General features: G+C 40.8%; 29 protein-coding genes and 1 riboswitch. Of the genes, 18 read left to right on the top strand and 11 right to left on the bottom strand.

Annotation, left to right across the window (positions count from 1 at the left end):
• Nucleotides 1-172: 172 nt before the first annotated feature.
• The 5 genes from MKY18_RS17760 (at nt 173) to MKY18_RS17740 (ending at nt 6,417) form a co-directional block, all read left to right on the top strand.
• Nucleotides 173-1,600 (top strand): right-handed parallel beta-helix repeat-containing protein, encoded by a 1,428-nt coding sequence (locus MKY18_RS17760; RefSeq protein ID WP_185108058.1) that lies wholly within the window; start codon nt 173-175, stop codon nt 1,598-1,600.
• 116 nt (nt 1,601-1,716) lie between these two features.
• Nucleotides 1,717-1,826: riboswitch (SAM riboswitch) on the top strand.
• 169 nt (nt 1,827-1,995) lie between these two features.
• On the top strand, nt 1,996-3,114 hold the full coding sequence (locus MKY18_RS17755) for a sugar ABC transporter substrate-binding protein (RefSeq protein WP_185108056.1): 1,119 nt from the start codon (nt 1,996-1,998) through the stop codon (nt 3,112-3,114).
• 69 nt (nt 3,115-3,183) lie between these two features.
• Nucleotides 3,184-4,680, top strand: coding sequence for a sugar ABC transporter ATP-binding protein (locus MKY18_RS17750; RefSeq protein WP_185108054.1), 1,497 nt, complete (start codon nt 3,184-3,186; stop codon nt 4,678-4,680).
• On the top strand, nt 4,677-5,690 hold the full coding sequence (locus MKY18_RS17745) for an ABC transporter permease (RefSeq protein WP_044140271.1): 1,014 nt from the start codon (nt 4,677-4,679) through the stop codon (nt 5,688-5,690). Before MKY18_RS17750 ends, MKY18_RS17745 begins: the two co-directional genes overlap by 4 nt.
• 94 nt (nt 5,691-5,784) lie before the next feature.
• Nucleotides 5,785-6,417 (top strand): GTP pyrophosphokinase family protein, encoded by a 633-nt coding sequence (locus tag MKY18_RS17740; protein WP_003215004.1) that lies wholly within the window; start codon nt 5,785-5,787, stop codon nt 6,415-6,417.
• Nucleotides 6,418-6,464: 47 nt separating this feature from the next.
• Here the strand turns inward: MKY18_RS17740 and MKY18_RS17735 are convergent, their stop codons facing one another.
• Together MKY18_RS17735 and MKY18_RS17730 are read right to left on the bottom strand one after the other, a co-directional pair.
• Nucleotides 6,465-6,605, bottom strand: a complete 141-nt coding sequence (locus tag MKY18_RS17735; protein ID WP_165840211.1) for a hypothetical protein — start codon at nt 6,603-6,605, stop codon at nt 6,465-6,467.
• Nucleotides 6,606-6,624: 19 nt separating this feature from the next.
• Nucleotides 6,625-7,710: a Rap family tetratricopeptide repeat protein gene (locus tag MKY18_RS17730; protein ID WP_342497617.1), complete on the bottom strand. Its 1,086-nt coding sequence runs from the start codon at nt 7,708-7,710 to the stop codon at nt 6,625-6,627.
• 527 nt (nt 7,711-8,237) lie between these two features.
• Here MKY18_RS17730 and MKY18_RS17725 point away from each other — a divergent pair.
• The 3 genes from MKY18_RS17725 to MKY18_RS17715 all read left to right on the top strand — a co-directional run bounded on the left by MKY18_RS17725 (nt 8,238) and on the right by MKY18_RS17715 (nt 10,441).
• The gene (locus MKY18_RS17725; protein WP_342497616.1) at nt 8,238-9,002 is read left to right on the top strand and encodes a transporter substrate-binding domain-containing protein; all 765 of its coding nucleotides are present in this window, start codon (nt 8,238-8,240) and stop codon (nt 9,000-9,002) included.
• A 69-nt stretch (nt 9,003-9,071) separates the two neighbouring features.
• A complete protein-coding gene (locus MKY18_RS17720; RefSeq protein ID WP_265208714.1) occupies nt 9,072-9,716 on the top strand; it encodes an amino acid ABC transporter permease in 645 nt (214 codons plus the stop codon).
• Entirely contained in the window at nt 9,713-10,441 is a 729-nt protein-coding gene (locus tag MKY18_RS17715; RefSeq protein ID WP_342497615.1) for an amino acid ABC transporter ATP-binding protein, read from the top strand. Before MKY18_RS17720 ends, MKY18_RS17715 begins: the two co-directional genes overlap by 4 nt.
• A 77-nt stretch (nt 10,442-10,518) precedes the next feature.
• On the opposite strand, the gene MKY18_RS17710 is transcribed toward MKY18_RS17715, so the two are convergent.
• Nucleotides 10,519-10,902, bottom strand: a complete 384-nt coding sequence (locus MKY18_RS17710; RefSeq protein WP_342497614.1) for a VOC family protein — start codon at nt 10,900-10,902, stop codon at nt 10,519-10,521.
• A 118-nt stretch (nt 10,903-11,020) separates the two neighbouring features.
• Between MKY18_RS17710 and MKY18_RS17705 the strand changes: the two genes are divergently transcribed.
• Nucleotides 11,021-12,202, top strand: a complete 1,182-nt coding sequence (locus tag MKY18_RS17705; RefSeq protein WP_278177096.1) for a class I SAM-dependent rRNA methyltransferase — start codon at nt 11,021-11,023, stop codon at nt 12,200-12,202.
• Nucleotides 12,203-12,240: 38 nt separating this feature from the next.
• On the opposite strand, the gene MKY18_RS17700 is transcribed toward MKY18_RS17705, so the two are convergent.
• Together MKY18_RS17700 and MKY18_RS17695 are read right to left on the bottom strand one after the other, a co-directional pair.
• Nucleotides 12,241-12,921, bottom strand: coding sequence for a CidB/LrgB family autolysis modulator (locus MKY18_RS17700; RefSeq protein WP_044140267.1), 681 nt, complete (start codon nt 12,919-12,921; stop codon nt 12,241-12,243).
• A complete protein-coding gene (locus MKY18_RS17695; RefSeq protein WP_012011691.1) occupies nt 12,915-13,298 on the bottom strand; it encodes a CidA/LrgA family holin-like protein in 384 nt (127 codons plus the stop codon). Before MKY18_RS17695 ends, MKY18_RS17700 begins: the two co-directional genes overlap by 7 nt.
• Nucleotides 13,299-13,463: 165 nt before the next feature.
• Here MKY18_RS17695 and MKY18_RS17690 point away from each other — a divergent pair, with 165 nt between their 5' ends.
• The 4 genes from MKY18_RS17690 (at nt 13,464) to MKY18_RS17675 (ending at nt 16,357) form a co-directional block, all read left to right on the top strand.
• The gene (locus MKY18_RS17690) at nt 13,464-14,351 is read left to right on the top strand and encodes a LysR family transcriptional regulator (RefSeq protein ID WP_003214744.1); all 888 of its coding nucleotides are present in this window, start codon (nt 13,464-13,466) and stop codon (nt 14,349-14,351) included.
• Nucleotides 14,352-14,368: 17 nt separating this feature from the next.
• A complete protein-coding gene (gene thiM / locus MKY18_RS17685; protein ID WP_217012703.1) occupies nt 14,369-15,193 on the top strand; it encodes a hydroxyethylthiazole kinase in 825 nt (274 codons plus the stop codon).
• Complete coding sequence (gene thiE, locus MKY18_RS17680) at nt 15,180-15,848, top strand: thiamine phosphate synthase (RefSeq protein ID WP_044140264.1); 669 nt, start codon at nt 15,180-15,182, stop codon at nt 15,846-15,848. The genes thiM and thiE overlap by 14 nt, the downstream gene beginning before the upstream one ends.
• Nucleotides 15,849-15,982: 134 nt before the next feature.
• On the top strand, nt 15,983-16,357 hold the full coding sequence (locus MKY18_RS17675; protein WP_217012702.1) for a nuclear transport factor 2 family protein: 375 nt from the start codon (nt 15,983-15,985) through the stop codon (nt 16,355-16,357).
• Between the two features lie 26 nt (nt 16,358-16,383).
• Here MKY18_RS17675 and MKY18_RS17670 read toward each other — a convergent pair whose 3' ends face one another.
• From MKY18_RS17670 to MKY18_RS17660, 3 genes are all read right to left on the bottom strand, one after another.
• A complete protein-coding gene (locus tag MKY18_RS17670) occupies nt 16,384-16,722 on the bottom strand; it encodes a DUF4288 domain-containing protein (protein WP_044140262.1) in 339 nt (112 codons plus the stop codon).
• Between the two features lie 345 nt (nt 16,723-17,067).
• A complete protein-coding gene (locus MKY18_RS17665; protein WP_003214799.1) occupies nt 17,068-18,609 on the bottom strand; it encodes a cation acetate symporter in 1,542 nt (513 codons plus the stop codon).
• On the bottom strand, nt 18,606-18,920 hold the full coding sequence (locus MKY18_RS17660; protein WP_106066975.1) for a DUF485 domain-containing protein: 315 nt from the start codon (nt 18,918-18,920) through the stop codon (nt 18,606-18,608). Before MKY18_RS17660 ends, MKY18_RS17665 begins: the two co-directional genes overlap by 4 nt.
• A gap of 323 nt (nt 18,921-19,243) precedes the next feature.
• Between MKY18_RS17660 and MKY18_RS17655 the strand changes: the two genes are divergently transcribed.
• Both MKY18_RS17655 and MKY18_RS17650 read left to right on the top strand, forming a co-directional pair.
• Nucleotides 19,244-19,480 carry a hypothetical protein gene (locus tag MKY18_RS17655; protein ID WP_106072007.1) on the top strand — a complete coding sequence of 79 codons (237 nt, stop codon included), beginning with the start codon at nt 19,244-19,246 and terminating at the stop codon, nt 19,478-19,480.
• A 177-nt stretch (nt 19,481-19,657) separates the two neighbouring features.
• Complete coding sequence (locus tag MKY18_RS17650) at nt 19,658-20,035, top strand: hypothetical protein (protein ID WP_106030652.1); 378 nt, start codon at nt 19,658-19,660, stop codon at nt 20,033-20,035.
• A gap of 466 nt (nt 20,036-20,501) precedes the next feature.
• On the opposite strand, the gene MKY18_RS17645 is transcribed toward MKY18_RS17650, so the two are convergent.
• Nucleotides 20,502-21,080: a hypothetical protein gene (locus MKY18_RS17645; RefSeq protein ID WP_340962103.1), complete on the bottom strand. Its 579-nt coding sequence runs from the start codon at nt 21,078-21,080 to the stop codon at nt 20,502-20,504.
• 604 nt (nt 21,081-21,684) lie between these two features.
• Here MKY18_RS17645 and MKY18_RS17640 point away from each other — a divergent pair.
• The 3 genes from MKY18_RS17640 to MKY18_RS17630 all read left to right on the top strand — a co-directional run bounded on the left by MKY18_RS17640 (nt 21,685) and on the right by MKY18_RS17630 (nt 23,550).
• The gene (locus tag MKY18_RS17640) at nt 21,685-21,855 is read left to right on the top strand and encodes a hypothetical protein (RefSeq protein ID WP_161792787.1); all 171 of its coding nucleotides are present in this window, start codon (nt 21,685-21,687) and stop codon (nt 21,853-21,855) included.
• A 329-nt stretch (nt 21,856-22,184) separates the two neighbouring features.
• Nucleotides 22,185-23,312 (top strand): aspartate phosphatase, encoded by a 1,128-nt coding sequence (locus MKY18_RS17635; protein WP_342497613.1) that lies wholly within the window; start codon nt 22,185-22,187, stop codon nt 23,310-23,312.
• Complete coding sequence (locus tag MKY18_RS17630; RefSeq protein WP_342497612.1) at nt 23,302-23,550, top strand: hypothetical protein; 249 nt, start codon at nt 23,302-23,304, stop codon at nt 23,548-23,550. The genes MKY18_RS17635 and MKY18_RS17630 overlap by 11 nt, the downstream gene beginning before the upstream one ends.
• Nucleotides 23,551-23,801: 251 nt before the next feature.
• Here the strand turns inward: MKY18_RS17630 and MKY18_RS17625 are convergent, their stop codons facing one another.
• On the bottom strand, nt 23,802-24,470 hold the full coding sequence (locus tag MKY18_RS17625) for a glycosyltransferase family protein (protein ID WP_106066017.1): 669 nt from the start codon (nt 24,468-24,470) through the stop codon (nt 23,802-23,804).
• Nucleotides 24,463-25,152 (bottom strand): class I SAM-dependent methyltransferase, encoded by a 690-nt coding sequence (locus tag MKY18_RS17620; RefSeq protein WP_044140252.1) that lies wholly within the window; start codon nt 25,150-25,152, stop codon nt 24,463-24,465. Before MKY18_RS17620 ends, MKY18_RS17625 begins: the two co-directional genes overlap by 8 nt.
• Between the last annotated feature and the right edge of the window lie 178 nt (nt 25,153-25,330).

The raw sequence follows: 25,330 nt of genomic DNA, 5'->3' as shown, positions 1-25,330 counted from the left end.
ATACATTATTAACTGATTAATCTGACAATTTAAAAGCGGATAAATTTCCTGTAAGATATTCTTTCAACCATACACCTTTTGACCGGTACATTGCAAGGGGCATTGTCATATTTTAATCCTCTTTTTTTTAACCGATAAAGAAAGAAGAGAAGTGAAAGGAGCAAACAACAAGATGAAACGAGCGATACCAGGCATTTTACTTATTTTATTCATGACCGTGATCAGCTTCGGTTGTCAAGCGATGACGGAGGAGGCTGGCGCCAAGCAGGGAACTGCCTATTACGTGGCGACAAACGGAAACGACAAAAACCAAGGAACGAAGCAAAAACCTTTTCGCACGCTGAAAAAAGCGGCAAGTATGGCGAAAGCCGGGGCAACCATTTATGTTAGAGGCGGCACATACAAAGAGAAATTGATTGTCCGCCATTCAGGGACAAAGAAAGCACCTGTTATCTTTCAAGCTTACGGAAAAGAAAAACCTGTCATTAGCGGGGCTTCACTAAAAGGAAATCAAGCAGATGGCGGTCTTGTCACGATCGATCAAAAAAATTACATTACCCTCAAAGGTCTGACGGTGGGACATCTCAAGACGAATAAGGAAGATCTGACCCCAGTCGGTATTTTCATCAAAGGAAGCGGGAAAGGCGTCAAACTTCTCAACAACCGAGTGTATGACATTCAGACGACACACAAAAATGGAAATGCGCACGGTATTGCGGTCTATGGAACAAAAGCTCCTGCGGCCATTGAAGACATTGAAATCAAAGGGAATACTGTTGAAAAATTAAAGCTGGGCTTCAGTGAAGCGCTTGTGCTGAATGGGAACGTCAAAAAGTTCCGTGTGACACATAACACCGTCCGCCACACTGATAATATAGGCATTGATTTAATTGGTTTTGAGAACGTAGCACCTTCTAAAAAGTACGATCAAGTCAGAAATGGTGTTGTATCTAGAAACAAAGTGTATGAGATTACGAGTGTAGGAAATCCAGCCTATGGCAAAGACATCTCCGCTGGTGGAATTTATGTGGATGGCGGGAAGGACATTGTGATTGATCATAACATCACACATCATAATGACCTAGGGATTGAAGTCACAAGTGAACATAAAGGAAAAATGGCAGATCGTATTCGCATTGAACACAATCAAGTGTATTTGAACCGTTATACAGGCATTTCAATTGGCGGTTATGATAAAAAGCGAGGCGGAACAACAAATACGACGATCTCACATAATATTTTATACAAAAATGACACAGCCGGCTTAGAAGGCGGTCAATTGTTGATGCAATATCAAGCCGTGAACAATCGAATCACGAACAATATCATGACAGCGAGTACCTCGCATTACTTAGTCGTGAATCTTTATGGAGTAAATCAAAAGAATACCTTCCAGAAGAACGTGTATGACGACCGCAAAGGTGCGAAAGCATCACAGTGGGTATGGCGCGGGAAATGGATAGAAGGTTACAAAACGTATCTCTCTAAAAGCGGCCAAGATAAAGGATCAGCACACCTCAATCCACAATTTGTGAGTGAGAAAAAATATGATTTTCGCCTGAAGAAATCATCACCTGCTAAGAAAATCATCGGAAGTTAAGTATGTCTGAGCCACAAACTCATTGTTTTAAATTTTCAAAAAAATCATTGACATTAATGTGACATCACATTAAAGTAAAGAAGACATTTCAACGAAAACAAAATTTCATAACGGATCTCTTATCAAGAGAGGCAGAGGGACTGGCCCTATGACGCCCGGCAACCGTTTCTACTATAGAAATTGGTGCTAATTCCTGCAAAGCTGTGACAGCTTTGACAGATAAGAGAGGAAGAATTCCCGATACATGTTTCATGCAACGGTGATCAAGCCTCTCTTTCCAAGAGAGGCTTTTTTTCGTCTCTTTTTCAAATGGGAGAACAGTTTACTGGCGTTTCTCCACATTTTTACCTAGTTTTCCGATGTGAAAAATAAAAACAACTTGAGGAGGAACAGCAATGAAGCGTAAGTATTTTACATCTTGTCTTATATTATTAACGGTATTGACCGTCCTATTAACAGGCTGCGGCACTGGATCAAGTGCAGGCTCAAAGGCAAATACGAACGAAAAGGTCTCCTTTGACAATGTACCGAAGCGATTTGCAAAGGGACAGGGAGCCAAAATTAAAGTCATCCGTAAAATCGGAGGAGATGATCATACAGCGCAGTTTTTAGCTGGGACGAAGGCAGAAGGTGAAGCGCTTGGCTTTACGGTAGATGTCTACACCGCAAATGGAGATACAGCGAAGTTCCATGACGCGATCTCTCAGGCGCTGGAAGAAAATTATGATGGTTTTATCATCTCTCATGGGGATGACGAGACGACCGTCGCTGACGTGAAAAAGATCACAGCGAAGGGCATTCCAGTCGTAGCGTTCGATTCAAATCCTAAGCTGAAGGACATCAAAGGAGTCACAGTGACGTCTCAAGATGACGAACAATTAGCGAAAAAATCACTAGACGCACTCGTGTCTGATTTTAAAGGAACAGCAAATATTGCGTACCTCTGGGTAGATGGATTCCCGCCAATGGTGAGACGAAACAAGGTCTACCAAGAAACGCTCAAACAACATTTAGGGATCAAGGAACTTGACCGCTTTGGTATTGCCTCTTCTGATACGTCTGTTCAAACACAAAATGCAGTGGCAGCGATGCTGAATAAATATCCAAAGGGTAAACTTGACGCTATTTTTGCCACGTGGGATGCCTTTGCCATTGGTGCAGCAAGAGCGCTAAAGGAAGCAGGAAGAACAGAAGTGAAGATTTATGGGATTGATGTATCAAATGCGGATCTTCAAGAAATGACAGCAAAAGACAGTCCATGGAAGTACACAGCAGCGGTTGATCCGAAGCTCATTGGCGCAGTTGACGTGAGAATTCTTGCGAAGAAAATAGCGGGTGAGAAAACCCCGTCTTCCTATGACCTTGAGGCCTCTCTCATCTCACAAAAACAGCTTCAACAATCAGGAAAGGCCATCAATATGGTCAATCTTGCAGACGAAGTGAAGGGGTTCGGTTCATCGACTGCCTTTGAAGAAGATTGGATGAAGACCTTGAAGAAGCATTATTCAAAATAAACGCCGTGCACTCTCTTCTATAGAGGGTGTTTCGTTTTTCAGATGATGATCATGAGAAGGAGGACATCTATGACTTCGCCGCTAGTTTGTATGAAACATATTTCGATTGAATTCCCAGGAGTAAAAGCGTTAGATCAAGTGAATTTCACATTAAAAAAAGGGACAGTTCATGCACTGATTGGAGCGAATGGTGCTGGGAAGTCCACGTTAATGAAAGTTCTTTCTGGCGCTCATTCTCACTATGAAGGAAGCATCCAAATCAATGGTCAGGCGGCATCGATTCAAACCCCAAAGGATGCGGTCTCATATGGTGTGCAGACGGTTCATCAAGAAGTGGATACAGCTCTCGTTCCCTACTTAAGTGTTGGTGAGAATATGATGATGCATCAGATTGAGAAAAAAACATTTGTCGACTGGAAAGTGCTGCACCGTAAGGCAGCTCAACGATTAAAAGAACTGGACATCGACATCTCCACAAAACGCCTTGTGAGTGATCTGACCCTTGCGGAAAAACAGATGTTGCTCATCGCCAAGGCCGTTTCAATTAAATGTAGCATTTTAATTTTAGATGAACCAACGGCCCCGCTAAGTCATACAGAAACAAACAAGTTATTTTCAATGATTGACCGGCTGAAACAGAATGGAACGGGCATTGTGTTTATCTCTCATCGTATGCCTGAAATTTTCACCATTTGTGATGAACTGACAGTGATGCTAAATGGAACCGATGTCGCAGCTCATCTTGTTCAAAATACAGATCCGCAGCAGATCATTGAAGAAATGCTTGGTGCGCCATTAGAGGAGCAATTCCCGCCTCGTACACCGTTGAAGGATGCACCTATTGCCCTTGAAGTGAAGCAGCTAAACGACCAGCATAAATTACGCAATATTCATCTTCATGTGAAAAAGGGTGAAATACTCGGAATTGCAGGCCTTGTCGGTGCTGGAAAAACGGAATTGTGTAAAGCCCTTTTCGGCGCCTCAGAAAAAACGACGGGGACTGTACAGCTTCATGGTCAAACTGTTCATATCGCATCGCCTCATCAAGCCGTGAGAGCTGGAATGGCCCTTGTGCCAGAAGAACGGAGAAAGGAAGGGATCCTGACGGAAGAGAGCGTGGGGTGGAACTTAACGGCCGCAAGTCTTCGTTCATTCTCAAGCGTGTTCAGCTTCTTACATCGTTCGAAGGAAAAGCGGGAAGCAGACGAAATCGTCAAACGACTTGGCGTCAAAACCCCATCTCTTGAAGCAAAGGTGAAGCATCTATCCGGTGGAAATCAACAGAAGATTGCCATTGGAAAATGGCTGCTGGCTGAAGCGGATGTCTATCTCTTTGATGAACCGACTAAAGGTGTTGATGTTGGAGCGAAAAAAGATATTTTCACGCTGATTGCAGAGCTTGCCGCCCGCGGGAAATCTGTGATTTATGCGTCAAGTGAGCTGTCGGAGATTGCAGGGATCGCAGACCGAGTCTATGTGCTGTATGATGGCAGCATTGCCCGGGAAATGACTGCCCCAACGACTGAGGAAGAGCTTTTATATCATTCAACAGGAGGACAATCATGAGTGAACAACAAATTCCAGCCCCTGTACAGCAAACGAAAAAACAGCGGCCATCCTTTCATCTATTTGATTTCTTTTATCGATATGGCACGATCTTAACCATTGTTGTATTGATTGTGGTATTTGCGGCAGCGAATCCAGCGTTTTTGCAATCAGGGAATATCATCAATATTTTACGGTCTATCTCCATTGTGACCATTATTGCGGTGGGCCTTACCATCTCATTGGCAGTCAACGGCTTTGATCTATCAGTCGGATCAGTCGCAACGTTATCGAATGCAATCGTGATTTCTATGTTTGTGTGGTTTTCGCAAAACCCGCTGATTGCAATCCTCTCTGCGCTAGCAGCTGCCCTTATTGTTGGTTTACTTAATGCCTTGATGATTGTCAAAATGAAAATTCCAGATATGCTCATGACATTAGCCATGATGTTTATCATTCAAGGGCTGGCTCAGACGTATACGAAAGGGGCGACCATTTCTGAAAACATGGTGCTGCCTGACGGTACATTCTCAACGGGTACAATTCCTGCCTTTTTCAGCAAAATTGGACAGGTGCCATATATCATTCTCTTAATGGCAGTGATTGTGCTATTTGCACATGTTTTCATGACCTACACAAAGCACGGACGATTTATGTACATCATTGGAGGGAATAAGGAAGCGGCTCGATTGTCCGGTATTCATGTGAATAAATATAAAATCGCGGCATATCTGCTTTCGGCTTTATTTGCAGCAATCGGCGGTATTGTGCTGGCATCAAGGGTAATGACAGCGGAAATAAATGCGGGCACACCATATTTAATGGATGGCGTAGCGGCAGCTTTTATCGGTTTTTCCGTCATGGGAGCAGGAAAACCAAATGCATTTGGTACGTTTATTGGGGCTGTGCTCATCGGAATTTTGCAAAATGGGCTTGTGATGATGTCTGTCCCTTATTATGCGATGGATATTGTGAAAGGCTCTGTACTCGCCCTTGCGCTGGCGTTGACATATTATAAACAGCGAGGCTGACGACGCATTTTTTAAAACCTTTCGAGTCCTGTCTCCGTCTAGTAAACGGAAAGCGGTGCAGCCGCCGTTTCCCAAAAGGAGATGACAAATAGAAATGAATATGTCAGCAACTCATGTAGAAGATTTGAAGAACGTCATGGAAGACTGGAAAAATGAATTATTAGTATATAAATTTGCATTAGATGAAATGGATACGAAGTTTTCAATCATCAGCCAGGAATATAATTTAATCCATGGCCACAATCCAATAGAGCATACAAAATCACGGATCAAATCCTTTGAAAGCATTGTAAATAAATTAGCAAGAAAAGGGTGCGACATCACAACACAATGTGCCAAGGAGTATATTCATGATATCGCAGGTGTCCGTATCATCTGCTCCTTTATTCAAGATATCTATAATATTATGGATGTATTGAGGCAAAGAGAGGATCTGAAAATCCTTGAAGTGAAGGATTACATTCAACATCCAAAACCAAATGGCTACAGAAGTCTTCATTTAATTGTGGAGATCCCTGTGTACTTAACGAATCGGGTGGAGCATGTGAAGGTTGAGATTCAGGTGCGGACCATAGCGATGGATTTTTGGGCGAGCCTTGAACATAAAATCTATTATAAACTGCAAAACGATGTCCCTCATCAGCTAACCGATGAACTGAAGGAAGCGGCAGATATCGCCCATTACTTAGATGAAAAAATGCAAAATATTAAACGAGAAATTGATTAACGTATAAAAAAGAGCAGCTGCGATATTCACAGCTGCTCTTTTCATGTTTAAGGATTGGTGCCGCGGTCTCTCTTTTGAATGATATCTTGAGATTGTGCAGATTGGCTGTTTTTTTGGATAGAAGCGCCAATGGAGACACCTGTTATCAAGAGTGTCAAAATCGCAGTTGTGATAAGCCATTTTTTCATCATACATCACTCCATATTCTTAACAAGTTTTTAAGGACAACGCCTTGTTCCAGAAATAAGTGGATTCTTCATGAAGTCCCAGATCCGTTAAGTAAGCAGCTGCATCCTGACAGATGGCTTCAAGATCGACAAGAAAATTCATAGATTCTAATTGATCACAATAAGACTTGATTTGCTCTATCATGTTGTCTGGCTGAAGCATAAGTGTTTCTAAAATAGATAATTTAAGTGAAATATTTCGTTGCTTTAAAGTTTCTGCTTTTTGAAGTGAAAGCTGTACATAATAGTGGAACAAACCAGGCTTTTTCAGCTTGAATAGTGCTTTTGTGTAGGCATACATGGCTAGTAAGTAGCCGCCTGGAGAAGACGTTTCAAATGTCTCGATCAATAAAGCTTTTTCTAGGAGCGGCACAGCTGCACTGTATTCATTTCTAAGACTTTTAATAAAAGCTGCATTGCAATACGCATGACCAAGTAAATCTGGGTCTTCCATTTGTTCTAGTGAATGAATCACTTCTTCAAATAATGACTCTGCCTCATCATATTTTGATTGATCAGCATAATTCAAAGCGAGCATCATTTGACAGCTGATTGATTTTTTCACATAACATGGATCTGCGTCATAAATAGATGAAGCCATTTTCAAGTGGTGTATGGAGAGGAACGTGGATCTTATATTATAGTAAAGACACCCTGTTTTATAATGAAATTCTGCTTTTTCAATGTCATCGTGGACGAGATCTAATTTATCCTCTGCCAATTTTAAAAGGTGAAATGCCGTATCCTGATTGCCTCTGCGCATTTCATACATCCCTTTAAAGAAATAGAAATAGTAGCTGAGCATGTCATCTGTACGGATTGCATTTTCATCAACAAAAAGACTATGATCCAACGAGGCTGTATCTTCAATGAGATCCTTAAAACGGTACTCTAGCAATTGATAGTAAAGTAAGACGTCTTGATTCTCTTCCATGCGATCAAACGCTTGAAGAATCTCTTCTTTTAGCTGGATCGCACCTTGTATTTCTCTTTTTTTCATCATGACATACCAGTCATTTAACATATTCGCTACATCAACGGACGACAAAACACCTGTTTCTGCCAATTTATATCCTCCTTTCTTCATCTCTCCATCTCGTTCGATTTCCGTTCATCTGAATTCACTTTCCATATTCAGTATCTTCTTATATTTTAAGCGCTCTCTCGCAATTTGTAAAACATGTTTTTTGATGTAAATTCAACCAATTGTGAAAGAAATAGGGATCAGGTGCTTTTTTGTATACGCTTACATATTTTTAGGTAAAAAGAGGGTTTTAGAAAAAATATATTACGATATCAATAGAGAGAAGAAGGTCATTCAAGCATCTGTTTTCGTATGTTAGAAAAAACGGTGGTTTTCAAGGTGATCTCTCGTTTTTTGTAAGGTTATCTCACATTATGATTGTGAATCGCTCTTCTTTTAGAATAAAATGAGTTATTCGCAAAAAAGTAAAATTTAAAGAGACTATTGATCTAGTATTGTATGGATCTTTGGTATTGATAAAAAGTATCACACACTATAGCTTTAGCGTGGTATAGTATTATTGGTATTGCGAATATTTAGACAAAACTGACAATAGGGGGTCGTGTTTTATGAAAAAATCGATGTTACTGATCATGGGACTCATTGTTGTGCTCGTCATGGCAGCCTGTGGATCAAAATCGGACAGCGGTTCGGGAGAAGGCAAAGGCACATATAAAATAGGGATAGATACAACATATCCGCCGTTTGAATTTGAAAAGGGCGGTAATTATGAAGGGATAGACGTAGATCTAATTAACGCCATCGCGAAAGACCAAGACTTCAAAGTGAAACTTGAAGCTATGGACTTCTCAGGCATTATTCCAGCAATGCAGGCAGGCCAGCTTGATGTAGGGATGGGCGGGATGAGTATTACAGATGAGCGTAAGAAGAAGGTGGATTTCTCAGATCCGTATTTCGACGCTGGATTGACAGTTGTTGTGAAGAAGGACAGCAGTATCAAATCAATTGATGATTTAAAGGGGAAAAAGCTAGCTGTTAAAAATGGGACGACGGGTGCAAAATTTGCATCAGATAACGCAGATAAATATGGGTATGAAGTGGTTCAATTTAATGACAGCCCATCGATGTTCCAAGAAGTTTCAAACGGAAATGCAGATGCCTTAATAGAGGATTATCCTGTCATTACGTATGCAATTGCACAACAAGATTTAAAATTGAAAACAGTTGGAGACCGATTGAATGGAGACCAGTATGGTATCTCTGTGATGAAGGGGAAAAACCAAGACCTATTGAAAAAGATCAATAAAGGTCTAGAGAACCTAAAGAAAAACGGTGAATATGACAAAATTATCGATAAATATTTGAAGACATAACACAAGCGAGGCGCGCTTCGAGCGCGCTTTCTTTATGATGCGCCGTATGTGAATTAGGGAGGGAGAAACATGGAGACGATTATTAATGCATTTCCGTATTTAATGGATGGTTTGCAAACCACTTTATATATCTTTGTTGTTGCTATCATTTTAGGATTTATCATCGGTTTAATAGTGGCATTATTCCGTCTGTCACCTTTTAAAATCTTAAATTTCATCGCACTCGTCTTTGTCAATGCCATCCGAGGCACACCATTTATCGTACAGCTATTCTTCATTTACTTTGGTTTGAATACACTTGAATTCATATCGCTTGATCGAGTGCCGGCAGGGATTATTACAGTAGCGATTAATGCAGGGGCTTATTTCTCAGAAATTATTCGTGCTGGGATTCAGTCTATTGATAAAGGACAAACAGAAGCTGCACGTTCCTTAGGTTTTACAGGGGGACAAAACATGCGCTTTATCGTCCTTCCGCAGGCATTTCGCCGCATGCTTCCAGCCATTACAAACCAAGCCATCATCAGCTTGAAGGACACGTCTCTCTTATCAATTATCGGAATTGCCGATATTATGCAGCGGGGACAAGTACAGGCATCGGCAACATTTGATCCTTTGAATGTCTGGCTCATTGTCGGTATCATTTATTTCGTGATCATTTATTTACTTTCTCTACTGGCTAGCTACGCAGAAAGGAGATTTGATATCAAATGAGTATGATTACGGTGAAAAATTTAAAGAAATCCTTTGGCGATCACGAAGTGTTAAAGGATATTAATGCAGTCATCGAAGAAAAGGAAGTAGTGTGTGTGATTGGTCCTTCTGGATCAGGTAAAAGCACGTTTCTAAGATGTCTCAATAAATTAGAAGATATTACAGCTGGTGAAGTCGTTGTCCACGGACATACGATTACAGATCCAAAGGTGAATATCAATAAAGTACGTCAAGAAGTGGGGATGGTGTTTCAGCACTTTAATTTATTTCCTCATAAAACCGTCTTAGAAAACATCACGATCGCACCGATGAAGGTAAAAGGTGCCGACAAAAAGGCGGCAGTCGATAAAGCGATGGACCTGCTTGAAAAGGTTGGCTTAAAAGACAAAGCCAAAAGCTACCCTAACCAATTATCTGGTGGACAAAAACAGCGTGTCGCCATCGCAAGAGCCTTGGCAATGGACCCGAAAGTGTTATTATTCGATGAACCGACATCTGCTCTTGACCCTGAAGTTGTCGGGGATGTATTAGCAGTTATGAAACAATTAGCCGTCGAAGGCATGACAATGATTGTGGTCACACATGAAATGGGCTTTGCGAGAGAGGTAGGAGACCGCGTGATCTTTATGGATGGCGGATATATTGTCGAGGAAGACAAACCGGAGGCTCTCTTTGTAAACCCGCAGCATGAGCGTACAAAATCATTTCTTAGTAAGGTGTTATAAAAAAAGAGTAAGGGCATATGGATGCTCTTACTCTTTTTCTTTTATGGGGCATAGCCGGTCCCATTTCCTAGGAAATATTAGCGCTGGAAGAATTCGATCCATTCTTGGTCTGGCCCTCTGAAAAAGAAGTAGCAGTATCCATTTGGTAACGTCGTAATTTCTCCATCAATTAATTCGATTTGCAGCTTTTGAATACGATTGAATTCAGCATGAATATTGTCAGTTGTAAAGGCAAGATGGTGAACCTTTCCTTCAGATGGCAGATCACTGTTGTACCCTTGGATGAGCTCAATTTCCGTTTCTGCCTCATCTTTAAAGCCGAGAAATGCAAGCTCAATGACTCCGTTAGTATGAGTGATGCGATCCTTTAATTTCATGCCCACGACCTTTTCATAAAAATCAATGGATGTATCAATATTTGAAACCATAATACCTGTATGATCTAATCGTAATGTCGTCAAAAAAAGAGCCTCCTCTATGGTGTGTTGATATTTTTCTCCTCATCTTATCATAATAGAAGTAACGTATACATTCATATGATAGGATAGAGAGAGTCAATTAAGGATAAGGATGACATGAATGAAAAAAATCTCATTAAAACAAACATTTGCAGAACAAGTGAAAAAGGGATATCCGCTCATTTCCAAAGATGCTGTATCGCATGTAAACGGTGTGAAAGAAGGCGAACTGATTGAATGGGTGGATGAGCGAGGCGCCTTTTTGGGAAAAGGATATTATGGTGTGCAAAATAAAGGGATCGGCTGGGTACTTACTTTTGATGCTAACGAAAAAATAGACCACGCCTTTTTTGTCTCCAAGCTTGAGCAGGCAGAGAAAAGCAGAACGCATTTATTTCGTGATGCACAGACGACTGCTTTCCGTGTGTTCAACGGAGAGGGAGATGGCATTGGCGGGTTCACGATTGATCATTATGACGGTTTCTATCTCATCCAGTGGTATAGCGAAGGAGTGTATACATTCAAGGCGGAAGTATTGGCTGCACTTGAGCATGTATATCCAGACTATAAAGGCATTTATGAAAAGAAACGATTTGATACGTCTGGACAGTATATAGAAGATGATGATTTTGTAAAAGGGGAGAAAGGTCAATTTCCTCTCATCGTGAAAGAAAATGGCATGAACATAGCGGTTTACTTAAATGATGGTGCGATGACAGGCATTTTTCTTGATCAACGTCATGTGAGAAAAGCAATTCGAGATCGTTATGCAAAAGGAAAGACCGTGCTCAATACATTTTCTTACACAGGCGCTTTCTCTGTAGCAGCAGCACTTGGCGGAGCGAGCCGGACGACAAGTGTAGATGTCGCAAACCGCAGTTTGAAAAAAACATCTGAACAGTTTGAAGTCAACGATATAGATGTGGACGGGCAGGATATGAAAGTCATGGACGTCTTTAAGTACTTTCCGTTTGCTGCGAAAAAAGGATGGACCTATGATCTCGTCATCTTAGATCCACCATCCTTTGCACGCACGAAAAAGCACACATTTAGTGCGGCGAAGGATTATAAGAAGCTATTAAAAGAAGCCATCCAAATCACAGCTGAGAACGGCGTCATTGTGGCATCAACGAATAGCAGTGCATTTGGTATGAAGAAATTCAAAGGATTTATTGCGCAGGCCTTTAAAGAATCAGGGCAAACCTATCGTATCCTTGAAGAATATACACTTCCTGAGGATTTCCGTACGACGAAGAATTATCCTGAAGGAAATTATTTAAAGGTTGTCTTCATACAAGCATAAAAAAAAGCCATTTTCCGATAAAGGGAAATGGCTTTTTTTTATAAGGCAAACGACATGAGGATAGGCGCTGCACATAAAGTAATGATGGCTGAAAGAATCATCGACACACTTGAGATCGTCCCTGAGACGGAGCTCATTTCAAATGCCTTCGATGTTCCTGCCCCGTGTGCACCTGTACCAAGCAGGACGCCCATGGCAATGTCATTATCAATACGGAAATAACGAATGATCATTGGACCGATGATTGACCCAAACAGTGCGGTTAAAATGACGAATACTGCCGTAACGGACGGCATCCCGCCAATCATTTCTGACACACTCATCGCCACTGGTGTTGTGACCGACCTTGGGACAAGACTTTCAATAAGGCCTGTATCCAAATGAAACAACTTCGCGATAAATGCCGTAGATAGAATCGCAATGACAGAACCGCAAGCCACATTCAAAATAATTTCCACTGCATGCTTCTTCAGAATGTGAAAATACTTATAGAGGGGAATGGCGAAAGCAACAGTCGCAGGCTGAAGCATATTCGTGAGCCATTTCCCGCCTTGATTGTATGCGTCGTAAGGAATATTGACGATTAACAGAAAGACGACAAGGACAAGCGGTGTCACAAGTAATGGGGAGACATAGACCTTTGGATGTCGTTTATACACCGCTTTTGATCCGAGATATAAAAGAACCGTTAAGATCAGAAATAGTGCGCCAACTAACATAGCTTTTTTCGCTCCTTTCTTTTCGCAATCATTTGCGTCATGATACCAGTCGAGAGCATGACGACAAAGGTACTCAGTAAGACGACAAGGACAATACTTGTACCAGATTGAGAAAGCAATGTTCCATAATCAATGACACCAACGGCCGATGGGATAAAGAATAGCAGCAGTTCGCCGAGCAGCCATACGGCACCAAGTTCAATCCATTTTAATTGAATAATTTTAAAATGAAGTAATAAGAAAATGACCAGAATGCCTAAAATCGTGCCCGGAATTCTTAAATGCAAAAAGGCCGCGAGCACATTCATCAATTTCGCAAAAACAAACAAAGCCATAATCTGAAGGACAGCAATCAGCGGCGTTTTGAGCAATTTCACTTTCTGTTCACTCCTTTTTCTATATAATTTGTTCACTGTTTCACAAAAACATGACAACGTTCCAATTGATTAGCTTACTTTAAAGTGTACAGCACGTTCAGTTATAGGTAAAATACATATATCGAATAATTAGTATTCCTTTTGTCTATAGGAAGGGTGAGTCATGTGGACATTAGACATTTAACATATTTCTTAGAAGTGGCGAGGTTAAAAAGCTTCACAAAAGCATCACAATCTCTTTATGTGTCGCAGCCTACCATTTCCAAGATGGTCAAAAATCTCGAGGATGAGCTGGGGGTGCAGTTGTTTTATCGAAATGGCAGACAGGTTGAAATGACAGATGCTGGACAAACGATGTATACCCAGGCGAGTGAAATCACACAATCATTTCAAAATTTAACGAGCGAGCTAAATGATTTAATGAATGTCAAAAAGGGACATATTCGCATCGGGCTGCCGCCGATGATTGGATCGAGTTTTTTCCCGAATGTCATGGGAGAATTCCGCCAGCAGTATCCAGATGTCACATTTCAACTAGTGGAGCACGGCTCTATTAAAGTAGAGGAAGGGGTCGAGGATGGTTCGTTAGATATTGGTGTCATTGTTCTGCCTGCAAATGATAAAATCTTTCATACGTACACCATTATTAAAGAGGACATGAAGCTCGTGACGCATCCATCACATCCGATGGCAGGTCGAGATAAGGTTGATTTAGCTGATTTAAAGGAAGAGTCCTTTATTTTCTTTCGAGAAGACTTTGTTCTGCATAGCCGGATATTGAATGAATGTATGAATGCGGGCTTCCGGCCCAATGTCATTTATGAAACGTCTCAATGGGATTTCATTAGTGAGATGGTAGCCGAGAACTTGGGGATTGGCCTTCTGCCTGAGCGGATCTGCCGTGATCTTGATCCTGAAAAGGTGAAAGTCATTTCCTTAAACACGTCGATCCCGTGGCATTTAGGAGTCATTTGGCGAAAGGATCGCTATTTGTCGTTTGCGGCAAGAGAATGGTTAAAGCATACGAAATCCTATGTGTGGGGAGCAGAGTAAAAGGAAGGATGATATGGATGAAAACAAGTGACGCATCTCATTTATTGGAAAAGGTTCGAGCGGAAAATCCACTCGTCCATAATATCACGAACCAAGTCGTGACGAACTTTACAGCGAATGGTCTTCTTGCTTTAGGCGCTTCGCCAGTCATGGCAAATGCCAAAGAAGAAGTGGCTGAAATGGCGCAATTAGCCGATGCGCTTGTGCTGAATATTGGCACACTGACCAAGGAGACGGTGGAGGCCATGATTCTGGCTGGACAATCTGCCAATAAAAAAGGGATACCTGTTCTATTAGATCCTGTCGGCGTTGGTGCGACAGCGTTTCGAATGAAAGCGGCAAAACAGCTGTTAGAGCAAGTGAACATGACAGTTGTCAGAGGGAACGCTGCAGAAATTGCTCATTTACTTGAAGTGGATGGCTGGGAGTCAAAAGGCGTGGATGCGAAAGCAACGAACGGAGATGTATCGGCACTAGTCAAACAAGCGGCGAGGACACTTCAGACCGTTGTGGTGATCACTGGGAAAGTCGATGTAGTGTCAGATGGAGAGGACGTGTTGTCTATTCATAATGGACATGAATGGCTCACCAAGGTGACGGGGACCGGCTGTTTACTGACGTCTGTCATCGGGGCATTTTGTGCAGCAGGTGAAAGGCCGCTTCACGCGTCGGCAGCTGCTCTATTGTTTTATGGTGTCGCAGCTGAAAAGGCAGCTCAGTACACCCAGAATAAAGGGCCAGGTACGTTTCAAATGGAATTGCTCAATGCACTCTCACACACAACTGGCGATGATGTGTTAACGCTAGGGAAAATAGGGGGAATGTCACATGACAAAGGCTGATCAACAGCAAATCAAACAGCAATTATCGGTTTATTTTATTATGGGAACAGCGAATACAAGCCGGCAACCGCTTGATGTTTTGAAAGAGGCGATTCAAGGCGGGATCACCATGTTTCAATTTCGAGAAAAGGGTGAGGGAGCCTTGCAAGGAGAAGAGAAGAAACAATTGGCTCGCCAACTTCAAGTACTTTGCCAAGAAGCGAATGTTCCGTTTATTGTAAATGATGATGTGCAGCTAGCGATAGATCTTGATGCAGATGGCGTTCATGTTGGCCAGGAAGATACAAATGCAGTAGACGTCAGACAAAAAATAGGGAATAAAATATTAGGTGTGTCTACGCATAACCTAGATGAAGTAAAACAAGCCATGAAGGACGGCGCAGATTATGTCGGCATGGGCCCAGTTTATCCAACAGAAACGAAAAAGGATACACGCAGTGTCCAAGGAGTATCATTGATCACGGAAGTGCGTCATCATGGTCTTCATATTCCGATTGTTGGCATCGGGGGCATCACATATGGCAATGCAGCACCAGTCATACAAGCAGGGGCAGATGGTATTAGCATCATCAGCGCCATTAGCCAGAGCGCTGATCCTAAAAAAGCAGCAGAAGAATTGAAAGCACTTGTTGCATCAAAAAAAGTATCTCTTTAATCTGGAGGAGACATGGATTGACTCAATTCATGTCTTTTCTGATTTCGGGGAAAATAGACAGGTGTGAAACAATTGTGTACAATCAAATTGTTCGATTATTGTCGAAATGACAGGTAAATAAAGGAGAATGAACAATGGAAGTGCTCGATACGTATTTTCGCCGCTACGATGAAGCTGGAAAAGGGCAAGAACAAATGGATGAATTGCTCGCATTGTTTTCTGACGATGTCATGATTGTCTTAAATGGTGCAGAGAAGCCTGGGATCCAAGCGTTTACACAGTTTTTAAACACATTTTTCCACGTGCATGAAGACATCAAGCATATGTGGGATGGATGGAAAAAAAGAGAAGACGGAAAGTATGAAACCAACTGGGCCGTTTGTGGAAAACTTTCGGATGGTCGTGTTTATACAGCAGAAGGAATTGATATTGCAGAACTGGACGACAAAGGAAAAATCATTTATTTAGAAAACGTTCCGAAAAATCCAGAGTTATTTCAGCGCTATTAAAAAGCCGGCTCATCAGCCGGCTTCTTTTATTTGTCTAAAGAATAAGCCTCGATGGCTTCTTTCACCGAAGTTTCTTTATCAAAAATAAGGTGGCGGCTGTACACTTCACTTAAATGCAGTGGTTCTTGATCTAAGTCATCTAGAAGCTCAAAGACATCTAATATAGCTGCTAATTTTTTGGTCGTTTGTCCACCTGCCGCATTATCAAAGGTTTCTTCTAGAAAGCTCTTTTGGATGATATCTTTTACTTTACGATGGTTTTTTGCACGCACCAAAATGATCCGTTCTTCAAATATTTTATCGGGCATACTGCTTGGTGATGAGATGGATTCAAATAATAACTTGGCAGAATATATCTGACGCATCAGTAATGTCACTTCTTTCTTGCAGCTTTTTCATTGTACAAATATGAGTTCCTCAACGTGTGAATTGATTTCCAGTATGTGTATATCATGATAACATATGAGTGACGCAGAGCGTTTGTACAACATAAAAGGGGAGGTGAAAAAGGTGAAGAGTGTGATTGATAATAGAGGAGAAACGCATGAAATTCTGTTGATCCTCGTCACATGCTGCTCTCTGATCACATGTAGAAGGTTTGCCAGATTAGAGAAATATAAAAATAAGTTAAAAGGTCAGTTTATCCCTTACTGAGAGCTGCTTTTTTAGAGAAAGAAAACAAAAAAGCCGGCTCATCAGCCGGCTCTTCCTTATGAATCGGTATCCATATGCATCCCTGTATGTGCCTTTACTTGTATTTCTGTAAAGGTGTCTTCATCTGCTTTTTCAGAGGAGAAGATCGTGCCTAAGTAAGCGGCAAGGAATCCGAGTGGGATCGAGATAATTCCAGGGTTCGACAGCGGGATGAGCGGGTCTCCTGTAAAGATGGCTGCTCCCGATGGGTCCCAGACGCTTGGGCTGAGCGAGACGATAATCAGTGCGCTCAGCAGTCCTACTAAGCTCCCTGCAATGGCACCTGTAGAATTAAATCGTTTCCAAAAGACAGTGAAGATAATCAATGGTAAATTTGCACTTGCTGCCACTGCGAAGGCAAGTGACACAAGGAAAGCAACGTTTAACGATTGGGCAAATAATGCGAGAATGATAGAAAGAATGGCCACGCCGATGGAAGCAAAGCGTGCCGCTTTTACCTGTTCCCGTTCACTCGCTTTCCCTTTGCGGATGATCTGACTATAAAAGTCATGCGCAAAGGCAGACGCGGCGGATAGGACGAGACCAGTTACCACCGCCAAAATGGTCGCAAAGGCAATAGCGGAAACAAAGGCAAATAACAAATCTCCTCCAAGGGCTTGGGCAAGCAGTGGAGCGGCCATATTTCCTGCTGCATCTGCTGCTGTGATCGCTTCTGTTCCAACAAAGGCAGCAGCACCGAAGCCAAGGAAAACTGTCATTAGATAAAAAATACCGATGATCCACGTAGCGGATAGAACAGATTTACGCGCAGAAATGGCATCCTTCACCGTATAAAACCGGATCAAAATGTGCGGCAAACCTGCTGTCCCAAGCACTAGAGCAAGGTTCAAAGACAGGGTCTCTAAAGGCACATCATATTTATTTCCCGGGTGAAGAAATGCCCCACCGAGCGGGGTCGCTGTTTTCATCTCCTCAAACATCTTCAGCAGGCTAAAATCAAACTTTGCAAATACAAGCAGTGAAATAATCAGTGTCCCAAGCATGAGAAGTACAGCCTTTGTAATCTGTACCCAGCTGGTTGCGATCATGCCACCAAACACGACATAAATGGTCATCAAGACACCGACGATCAGTACCGCAATCCAGTAATCAATGCCAAGAAGCAGCTTGATTAATGCACCTGCCCCAACAAGCTGTGCAATCATATAAAAAGTAGAGACTGTGATTGTGTTAAACGCAGCAACTCCTCGAATGGCAGGACGCTTAAATCGTGCAGCAATCATATCGGCCATCGTATATTTCCCTAGATTTCGAAGCGGTTCGGCTACAACGTAAAGTACGACAAGATACGCTACTAGAAAGCCAATGCTATAGAAAAAGCCATCAAATCCATTTAACGCGATCATTCCAGCGATTCCTAAAAATGATGCGGCAGACATATAGTCCCCAGCGATGGCAAGTCCGTTCTGAAATCCAGTCAGACCTCCACCTGCTGTGTAAAAATCGCTCGCATTGCTCGTTTTCTTCGCAGCAAAATATGTGATGACCAATGTGAGCCCTACGATCGCTATGAATAAAATAAAAGCGGTCATGCTCATTCGCCATCACCTCTCGATTCAATTTTTAAAGCGCTTACATATTTGTCAAACTGAGCTGCTTTTCTCGCATAAAGTCCACATAATACCCAGGTCATCACAAATTGTGTGAGGGCGAATAACCAAGCCCATGAGATCGCGCCAATTGCCGGCTTGTTCAAAAAGGTGAAGTAGGATGTAGCAACCGGAAGTGAAAAGTAAAAGAGAAAAAAGAAAATCGTCATCGGTACGATAAATCTGCGTTTTTCCTCGAGAAGTTTTCGAAAATCCTCTGAAGCGGCAACCTTCTTATAATGAACTTTTTTGTCTGCCATTGTTTCCTCCTTTGTACGAATTAGGGACAAGGTACTCCAATGCATATGAGACGATCTGGTTGTTTATGACAGTATATCATAAAAAAGGCACCCGAAAAGGGTGCTGAGCCTGATCAAAACATGACTTTATCTTGAGGTATTGTGTTAAGTCGAGAAGGGGCAAGCATTCTATTATATGAAATATCGGCCTTGGAAGAGTGAAATATGGAAAGGTTACTGACCGTCTTGCAGGCGCAAGACGGTATTTTTTGCTTCGTACTGGTTTAGTATATACTCGTGTTGAGATATGCGAGTATATACCTGATTCTGTGGAACACGCTGCAATGACTCCTAATGTTGAAGATGAAACGGCAGAGACTGTTGAATATGTACATTTACGTTTGCCAGACGGAAGTACAATTCAACAAAGGCCCTATCCGATCTATTACTGGTTTAAGATTTTCTTCGATCGGACCGGAAAAAAAGAAGCGCAGTATAATCATTATGATAGCCCAATCAATTTTAATCAGTCACTTGAACAGGCAAACTTATACACTTTAAAAGGATTTAATCTGATTTGAACGAGATAAAAGACAATATTCGTGAAATCGTTTCGCTTGTATAGTTGGCCACACTTTTTCATTCGTGTTTTAGCTCATTTTGGATCTTCCAGGGCAGCTGTTTTGTTCGCATTCTCTCCACACAACAAAAAACTGAAATTCGTTATTTTAACATGAAACTTAAAGGAGGATTTAGACATGGCAATTATTAAAGAACAATATTTAGAGCAGCATACAGAATTTAAACCACCATTTCAAAAGGAAGAAGCAACAATCATTATTCAGGAACAGAGTAGCCAACCGACTTTAGACTTTGCTTTAGCATTGTTGCCGACATTAGGAAAGGTCACACGTATTACGCATTTTAGAAATGGTCAAAAAGTGAGATATTATACGTATGTGGAGACTGTTGCCTATAAATTATTTATTTACCAAGGTTTAGCCAGTAATTATAACGGCGAAGGCAGCCACGCTTTTCAGTCATTTTTAATAAATGTGGGAATTCCAGAAGAAGAGGTTTCTTTCATAACAAAGTCCAATGGTGAAGATGTGGCCGTAATTGAAATAGCTTTATAAAAAGGGTATTTTGAAGTCGAGGATCAAGGAGAAAATCGTATTATGGAATATAAATTAGTACCGGTACACGCCGGCATACCCGAAATGGAATAGTCGCGCGCTATAATCTTTATTGAAACATACAAGGATGGTATGTTAGATAAAGATGATAAAAATTCATTCCAGAGAGGTTTTCAACTGTGCCTTATAGATTTCGGATATAAAATAGTGGAAAAGTGAAAATCAACATAAGAAGCCGTTAATGGCTTCTTTTTTATGTAAAAAGGGTTGTTTTACTAGGAGAAGAATGTGAGGGCTTACCGATCGTCTGCACGCTGCAACACTTTCTATACGCTTACCACTAATTAATGCAGAACCAAAATATTTTCAGGAATTTCAAAAATTTTGTGTTGAAGTCTTATATTAAGAGTAAGCAGGCTCTTACTGGAGCCTGCTTTTTTTATTTATTGTTGCTTAACAGTTATTTTTAAGGTATTTTTACAGTATATGCTAAATTAACAAACATAATATTTACGCCTACATCAACTTTCTTATATTTGTTTTTAACTGCCCATGCAACAGCACCAGAAGTTCCAGCAGTAATAGCCGCAGCTGCTCCAGCACCCCATGGTCCGGCAGCAGCAATTCGACTTGTGTACCAACCGATATATCCGGCTGCAAATCCACCTGCTACTATGGCATTCATGCTTCTAACTTTCGGTCCTAATTTGAGGTGTAAACCTACAAAACCTAAAGTCTGCATGTCACCTTTTTTCTCATTCTCTTCAAAGCTAAATTCTTCTGATTTCATTGAAGTCATTAGTAGACTGTCGTGTTCTGAAATTCCCATTTCCATAAGGGTTTCTTTATCAGCTGTAAAATGAATATTTCCATCCTTATCTAATTCGAAGTAATTAGATAGTTTCTCTGCTAATTCCAATTGTTTTTTATCTACACTGACTGGAGGGGTCTCGTTATTACCTTGACTGGCATGACTAATCATTGGAGAAGAGAAACCAAATGTAATAGTAAGCACACTTAACACTACTAGAAATTTTTTAAACATACGTACCACTCCTATTTGTTTTTTGGGGTAACGCATACATGATATTTCCTTCTATTGGGGTGGAATACTTAGAGGTTAAGGAGAGTAATAAAATGTATTTATTCTTATTCACTTTGATTTATTGTGTAATCACACAGATGTTGAGTTTTTCCTTTGAGATGTCTTTTGGTGTGTACTTGATAGGTTTAGCTTTAATCAAAGGACTTTCTAGTGTGGAAATTAAAGACATCTTTAATTTCAAAAAGACAAGGGACGTGTTCAAAGAAAACAGATTTATAGATTCTTTGATGGAATTGTTTTCTTTGGTAATAGTGTTTATTAATGCATACATAATTGATTATGAACCATTCTCTCCCTTTGAGTTTGTTTATACTTTTTTCTTGCTTGTAATTCTGTACAGGTTCCTATTTTGGGGGATCATAAGAGAGTCAAAAAAATGGTTGCATAAAGAAGCATAGGAGACATGGATTTATAAGAATCACTCACTTTCTTTGATATATTTCCATGCTACCATTTATTTCTTGATAATTGGTAATGTGATGGAAATTTTCTTTTTGGGTTGCGGTAACCGCAATATAGGTTCTTTTATTAGGGAGGATAATTTATGATGACTGTAATACCAGTATTGATGATGTTAATTGGTGCTTCTTATTTTGCTGTTTATATGAAAAAACGTAAGAATAATAAAGAAAAAGAGATGGGTTATAAAGTTGTTTTTGCCGTTGTTTACTTTTTACTGAGTGTCCCATTCATCAATATGGTCATCACTGGATAATAAAAAACAGGCTAAAGAGCCTGTTTTTTTGTTTCTTAAAAAACATGGCACCTATTTTAAAAACACCACCAAGAGCGTTCATATTCGTTTCTAAGCATCTTTATTTATGCTCGGGTTTTTCATAGTGTGATGCTTCAAGAACGCTTATATGGGATTTAAATGCGTTAACTGCTGTGATAGCATCTAAAAACCGATATGTCTTGGCTCTACTTGCTTAAAAAGTGCTTGCGCCATGCCGAAAATTTTACATATAAATGGATAAATAGGGCTTTATTAGGAATTATTGTGCTAACATTTATTAAAAATTGGTTTTCTAGGGGGGATTGTAGATGGCGTCTATACCGTCTCCAGTTGTAGCGATCAAGATAAATGAATGGTATAAGCATATAAAAAGATTCAATGTTAAAGAGGCCCAAATACTAAGAGAAGAGGTTAGAAAAGATATCGATGTCATGGAAGAAGATGAACAGGCGGTTCTTTATTTTCAGTTGATGGAGTTCCGTCATCAATTGATGACAGACTATGTGCAGCCTTCTAAAGAACCACTTGAAAAATCGGATTACTTGAAAGCTGTAGAAGGACAAGGAAAGAAGATGTCAGCCATTCTTGAATACTATTTTAATTTTTTTCAAGGAATGTATGAATTCAAAAATGGTGAGTTTATTAGAGCTATTGTGTTCTATAAGCGCGCGGAAAAGCGCTTGGAGCAAGTAGGGGATGAGTTAGAAAGAGCGGAATTTTATTACAAATTATCAGAAGTGTTTTATCACATGAAACAGACACACGTGTCTATGTATTACGTTGGTCTTTCTTATGATACTTATAAGGCACATAAGAGTAATTCACTTTATATGATTCGAGAAATTAATTGTCTAACTGTTATGGCAGGTAATTTCATTGATTTTGAATGCAGAGAAAAGGCGCTTCCTCATTTATTGTCAGCTTTAGAAAAATCTAAGGCAATTTCTAATAAGCCAATGATTGTGAAGTCATTATTTAATACTGGGTGTTGTTATAAAGGATTAGGTGATTTTAATAGGGCGCTAGCTTATTTTAATCAGGTTATTCTAGAAGGAGAGCCTATTAATGCTACAGAGTTGCTTTTGGTTTATTATGAATTATCGTTATTTCATTTGAGTCAAAAGGAATTTATTGAGGGTGAAAGATTTTTCAAAAGAGGCTTGGAAGAAGCGAAGAATAGAAAAAATGATCTGTTTTTATCGTTGCTGATGGTATTGGAAATTTTATTTTTAAAAACAGCAAACCTAAGTGAAGTCTTGAGCTCGTTGGAAAAATTAGAGAATGAGAGGGGTTATCCATATATGGAAGACCTAGCGCTTGAAGCGGCTCGGTACTATAATGAGAATGGGCGTATGGATGAATCTGTAAAAATGTATGAAAAAGTGATGTACGCCCGAAAACAAATCCAAAGGGGCGACTGTTCATATGAATTTTAAAACGGTTCTTACTGGTTTTTTGAGTGCTTCAGCATTGGTAGGTGTGATCTCTTTATCATCTGTCGATTTTGATGTGAATTCAAGAAATGCTACTTCTCCAGAATCCACTGATCTGACTGTAAGGAATGCTACAGGCAGTAGCGTTACTACTGAGGATTTTGCTGTGAGGAATGGAACCCGTTCTAGTGAAAATCCTGATGTTCGTTTTGGAACACGTGATTCTAGATTATCTACTTGATGAATCAAACAGACCTTTAGGGTCTGTCAGGCTGTCGAGAAAATCTCGACAGCCTTATTTTCTCGGAAAGGTTATCGGTTCAACAAATCAGATCCGAAAGCATGTGCTCCGTGACCTTTTCTTGAAAGCTGCACAAGATCTCAAAAGCACCAAAAGACCCATTCTCACCTAACATCATGATGTGGAAAATAAAAAAGAATGTAGAAAAACATGAGTTTCTCTACATTCTGGACACCCGAAAAGGGTGCTTTCTACCGATAATTTGCAAGAAATGTTTGTCTCGCTTTTTCATACGCTTCCGCATCAAAATGATCTCCGCATTTGTGGATGCACCAAGGCTCTTCTTGCCTCGCAATTCCAACCTCATAGCCCTGCTGGACGAATTCAAAGGACTGCGAAACATCATAAAAATGAAAGCCATCAAAGAGGTCCTCACGCCACTTCACATCATATTGCGTCGCCATGAAAAGACCATCAATCGCCGAAGCGTTCATATAATCTTGCGCTTCTGCCTGTTGACGACCACTTTCAAACGAAAGCAGCTGATAGGTGTCGTGACGATATTCAATGACTTTCCCCCTGCAATCAGAACTCTCCCACCAAATCCCATTGTCAGGCACGCTTTCTGCACCTATGACCCCAATCATCCCAAGTGATGGATGCTGTAAAAAAAGCGGGATCAACTCAAGTAGCATATGCTGTTTGACAATCAAGGTATCTTGATGAAGATAAATTTTAAACTGAGCTGGATGAGTGATGGCTTCATTATAAGCAGAGGTCATACTGGATGCATGTCTAATTGGCAGTACCTCCACATGATATCCATGGGGAGCAGGAAGTGAAGCGAGCTGCCGAAAGCAAGCCTGAAACATGGCCTCATCATTTACACATAAAACAAACAGGATGGTGGGGTTACTCATGAAGCTGAACCGCCTCAACCACATACTGATAGGCGGTAGCGGCCTCATGAAAATCTGAACGAATGCCATGCTTCATGAGTAATTCATGTAAATCAATCATTATGCTCTCATAGGAAGGATGCTGTACGCGAATGGTTTCGAGTTCGCGAATACGAAAGCCTGCTGAATGAAAGAGTGCATGAATTTCATGAAGAGTGAAGAAACGTAAATGAGTTTGATCCATTAATCCTGCATCTGAATAAGTGAATCTGCCGGCTAATAATTCTAAAACGGTTGATATGTGACCGATATTCGGAATGGATGACAGGATGGCTCCTTCTTTTTTAAGGAAAGGTTTGACCTTCTTTAAAACGGCCCACGGATCCAATAAATGTTCAAGGACATCTCCGAATATAATGCAGTCAAATTGTTCCTGTTCGTAAGGGAGCGTCATCTGTTCAATATTTCCGCATAGCACATGATCTAGCTCTTGCTCAGCCTCTTTTGCTGCATTCTCAAACGATTCAATTCCATAAATGGTCCGGCCCTTTTGTTTCAGGACTTTTCCAAGCTTGCCTGTGCCGCATCCGATATCCAATAAAGACGTCCATTCCTCACGAATACGGCTGACAATGACCGGGTTCACGCCATGATAATACTGATCCTTTTTTTGGTGATAATAGGAAAGGGAATCTGAACTCACGCTCTACCCACCTTTCTGCTTTCTCATTGTTTTCATGCTTAATATATGGGTGGGGAGCTTGGTTTTATAACGAGAGAAGAACAATTTTTATGAATGGTGGCTAAAAAGGGATCATATAAAGAACGGGAAACGGACTGTCCTCCTAATATAGAAAGACAGAACCCCATGAGTGGAAGGG

Origin of the sequence: Bacillus sp. FSL R7-0672 (assembly GCF_038601465.1) — a bacterium.
GTDB lineage: Bacteria > Bacillota > Bacilli > Bacillales > Bacillaceae > Bacillus > Bacillus pumilus.
Note: the sequence above shows the minus strand (reverse complement) of the source record. Positions and strands in the feature narration are given on the sequence as shown.

Excerpts from the sequence above, each read along its gene's own strand:
- MKY18_RS17650 (WP_106030652.1), top strand. The coding sequence starts at position 19,658 with ATGGCAATTATTAAAGAACAATATTTAGAGCAGCATACAGAATTTAAA.
- MKY18_RS17735 (WP_165840211.1), bottom strand. The coding sequence starts at position 6,605 with ATGAAAAAATGGCTTATCACAACTGCGATTTTGACACTCTTGATAACA.
- MKY18_RS17660 (WP_106066975.1), bottom strand. The coding sequence starts at position 18,920 with ATGGCAGACAAAAAAGTTCATTATAAGAAGGTTGCCGCTTCAGAGGAT.
- MKY18_RS17640 (WP_161792787.1), top strand. The coding sequence starts at position 21,685 with ATGATGACTGTAATACCAGTATTGATGATGTTAATTGGTGCTTCTTAT.
- thiE (WP_044140264.1), top strand. The coding sequence starts at position 15,180 with ATGACAAAGGCTGATCAACAGCAAATCAAACAGCAATTATCGGTTTAT.
- MKY18_RS17625 (WP_106066017.1), bottom strand. The coding sequence starts at position 24,470 with ATGAGTAACCCCACCATCCTGTTTGTTTTATGTGTAAATGATGAGGCC.
- MKY18_RS17750 (WP_185108054.1), top strand. The coding sequence starts at position 3,184 with ATGACTTCGCCGCTAGTTTGTATGAAACATATTTCGATTGAATTCCCA.
- MKY18_RS17630 (WP_342497612.1), top strand. The coding sequence starts at position 23,302 with ATGAATTTTAAAACGGTTCTTACTGGTTTTTTGAGTGCTTCAGCATTG.
- MKY18_RS17725 (WP_342497616.1), top strand. The coding sequence starts at position 8,238 with ATGAAAAAATCGATGTTACTGATCATGGGACTCATTGTTGTGCTCGTC.
- MKY18_RS17670 (WP_044140262.1), bottom strand. The coding sequence starts at position 16,722 with ATGCGTCAGATATATTCTGCCAAGTTATTATTTGAATCCATCTCATCA.
- MKY18_RS17645 (WP_340962103.1), bottom strand. The coding sequence starts at position 21,080 with ATGTTTAAAAAATTTCTAGTAGTGTTAAGTGTGCTTACTATTACATTT.
- thiM (WP_217012703.1), top strand. The coding sequence starts at position 14,369 with ATGAAAACAAGTGACGCATCTCATTTATTGGAAAAGGTTCGAGCGGAA.
- MKY18_RS17700 (WP_044140267.1), bottom strand. The coding sequence starts at position 12,921 with ATGTTAGTTGGCGCACTATTTCTGATCTTAACGGTTCTTTTATATCTC.
- MKY18_RS17745 (WP_044140271.1), top strand. The coding sequence starts at position 4,677 with ATGAGTGAACAACAAATTCCAGCCCCTGTACAGCAAACGAAAAAACAG.
- MKY18_RS17675 (WP_217012702.1), top strand. The coding sequence starts at position 15,983 with ATGGAAGTGCTCGATACGTATTTTCGCCGCTACGATGAAGCTGGAAAA.
- MKY18_RS17755 (WP_185108056.1), top strand. The coding sequence starts at position 1,996 with ATGAAGCGTAAGTATTTTACATCTTGTCTTATATTATTAACGGTATTG.
- MKY18_RS17655 (WP_106072007.1), top strand. The coding sequence starts at position 19,244 with ATGACTCCTAATGTTGAAGATGAAACGGCAGAGACTGTTGAATATGTA.
- MKY18_RS17740 (WP_003215004.1), top strand. The coding sequence starts at position 5,785 with ATGAATATGTCAGCAACTCATGTAGAAGATTTGAAGAACGTCATGGAA.
- MKY18_RS17760 (WP_185108058.1), top strand. The coding sequence starts at position 173 with ATGAAACGAGCGATACCAGGCATTTTACTTATTTTATTCATGACCGTG.
- MKY18_RS17720 (WP_265208714.1), top strand. The coding sequence starts at position 9,072 with ATGGAGACGATTATTAATGCATTTCCGTATTTAATGGATGGTTTGCAA.
- MKY18_RS17715 (WP_342497615.1), top strand. The coding sequence starts at position 9,713 with ATGAGTATGATTACGGTGAAAAATTTAAAGAAATCCTTTGGCGATCAC.
- MKY18_RS17705 (WP_278177096.1), top strand. The coding sequence starts at position 11,021 with ATGAAAAAAATCTCATTAAAACAAACATTTGCAGAACAAGTGAAAAAG.
- MKY18_RS17635 (WP_342497613.1), top strand. The coding sequence starts at position 22,185 with ATGGCGTCTATACCGTCTCCAGTTGTAGCGATCAAGATAAATGAATGG.
- MKY18_RS17665 (WP_003214799.1), bottom strand. The coding sequence starts at position 18,609 with ATGAGCATGACCGCTTTTATTTTATTCATAGCGATCGTAGGGCTCACA.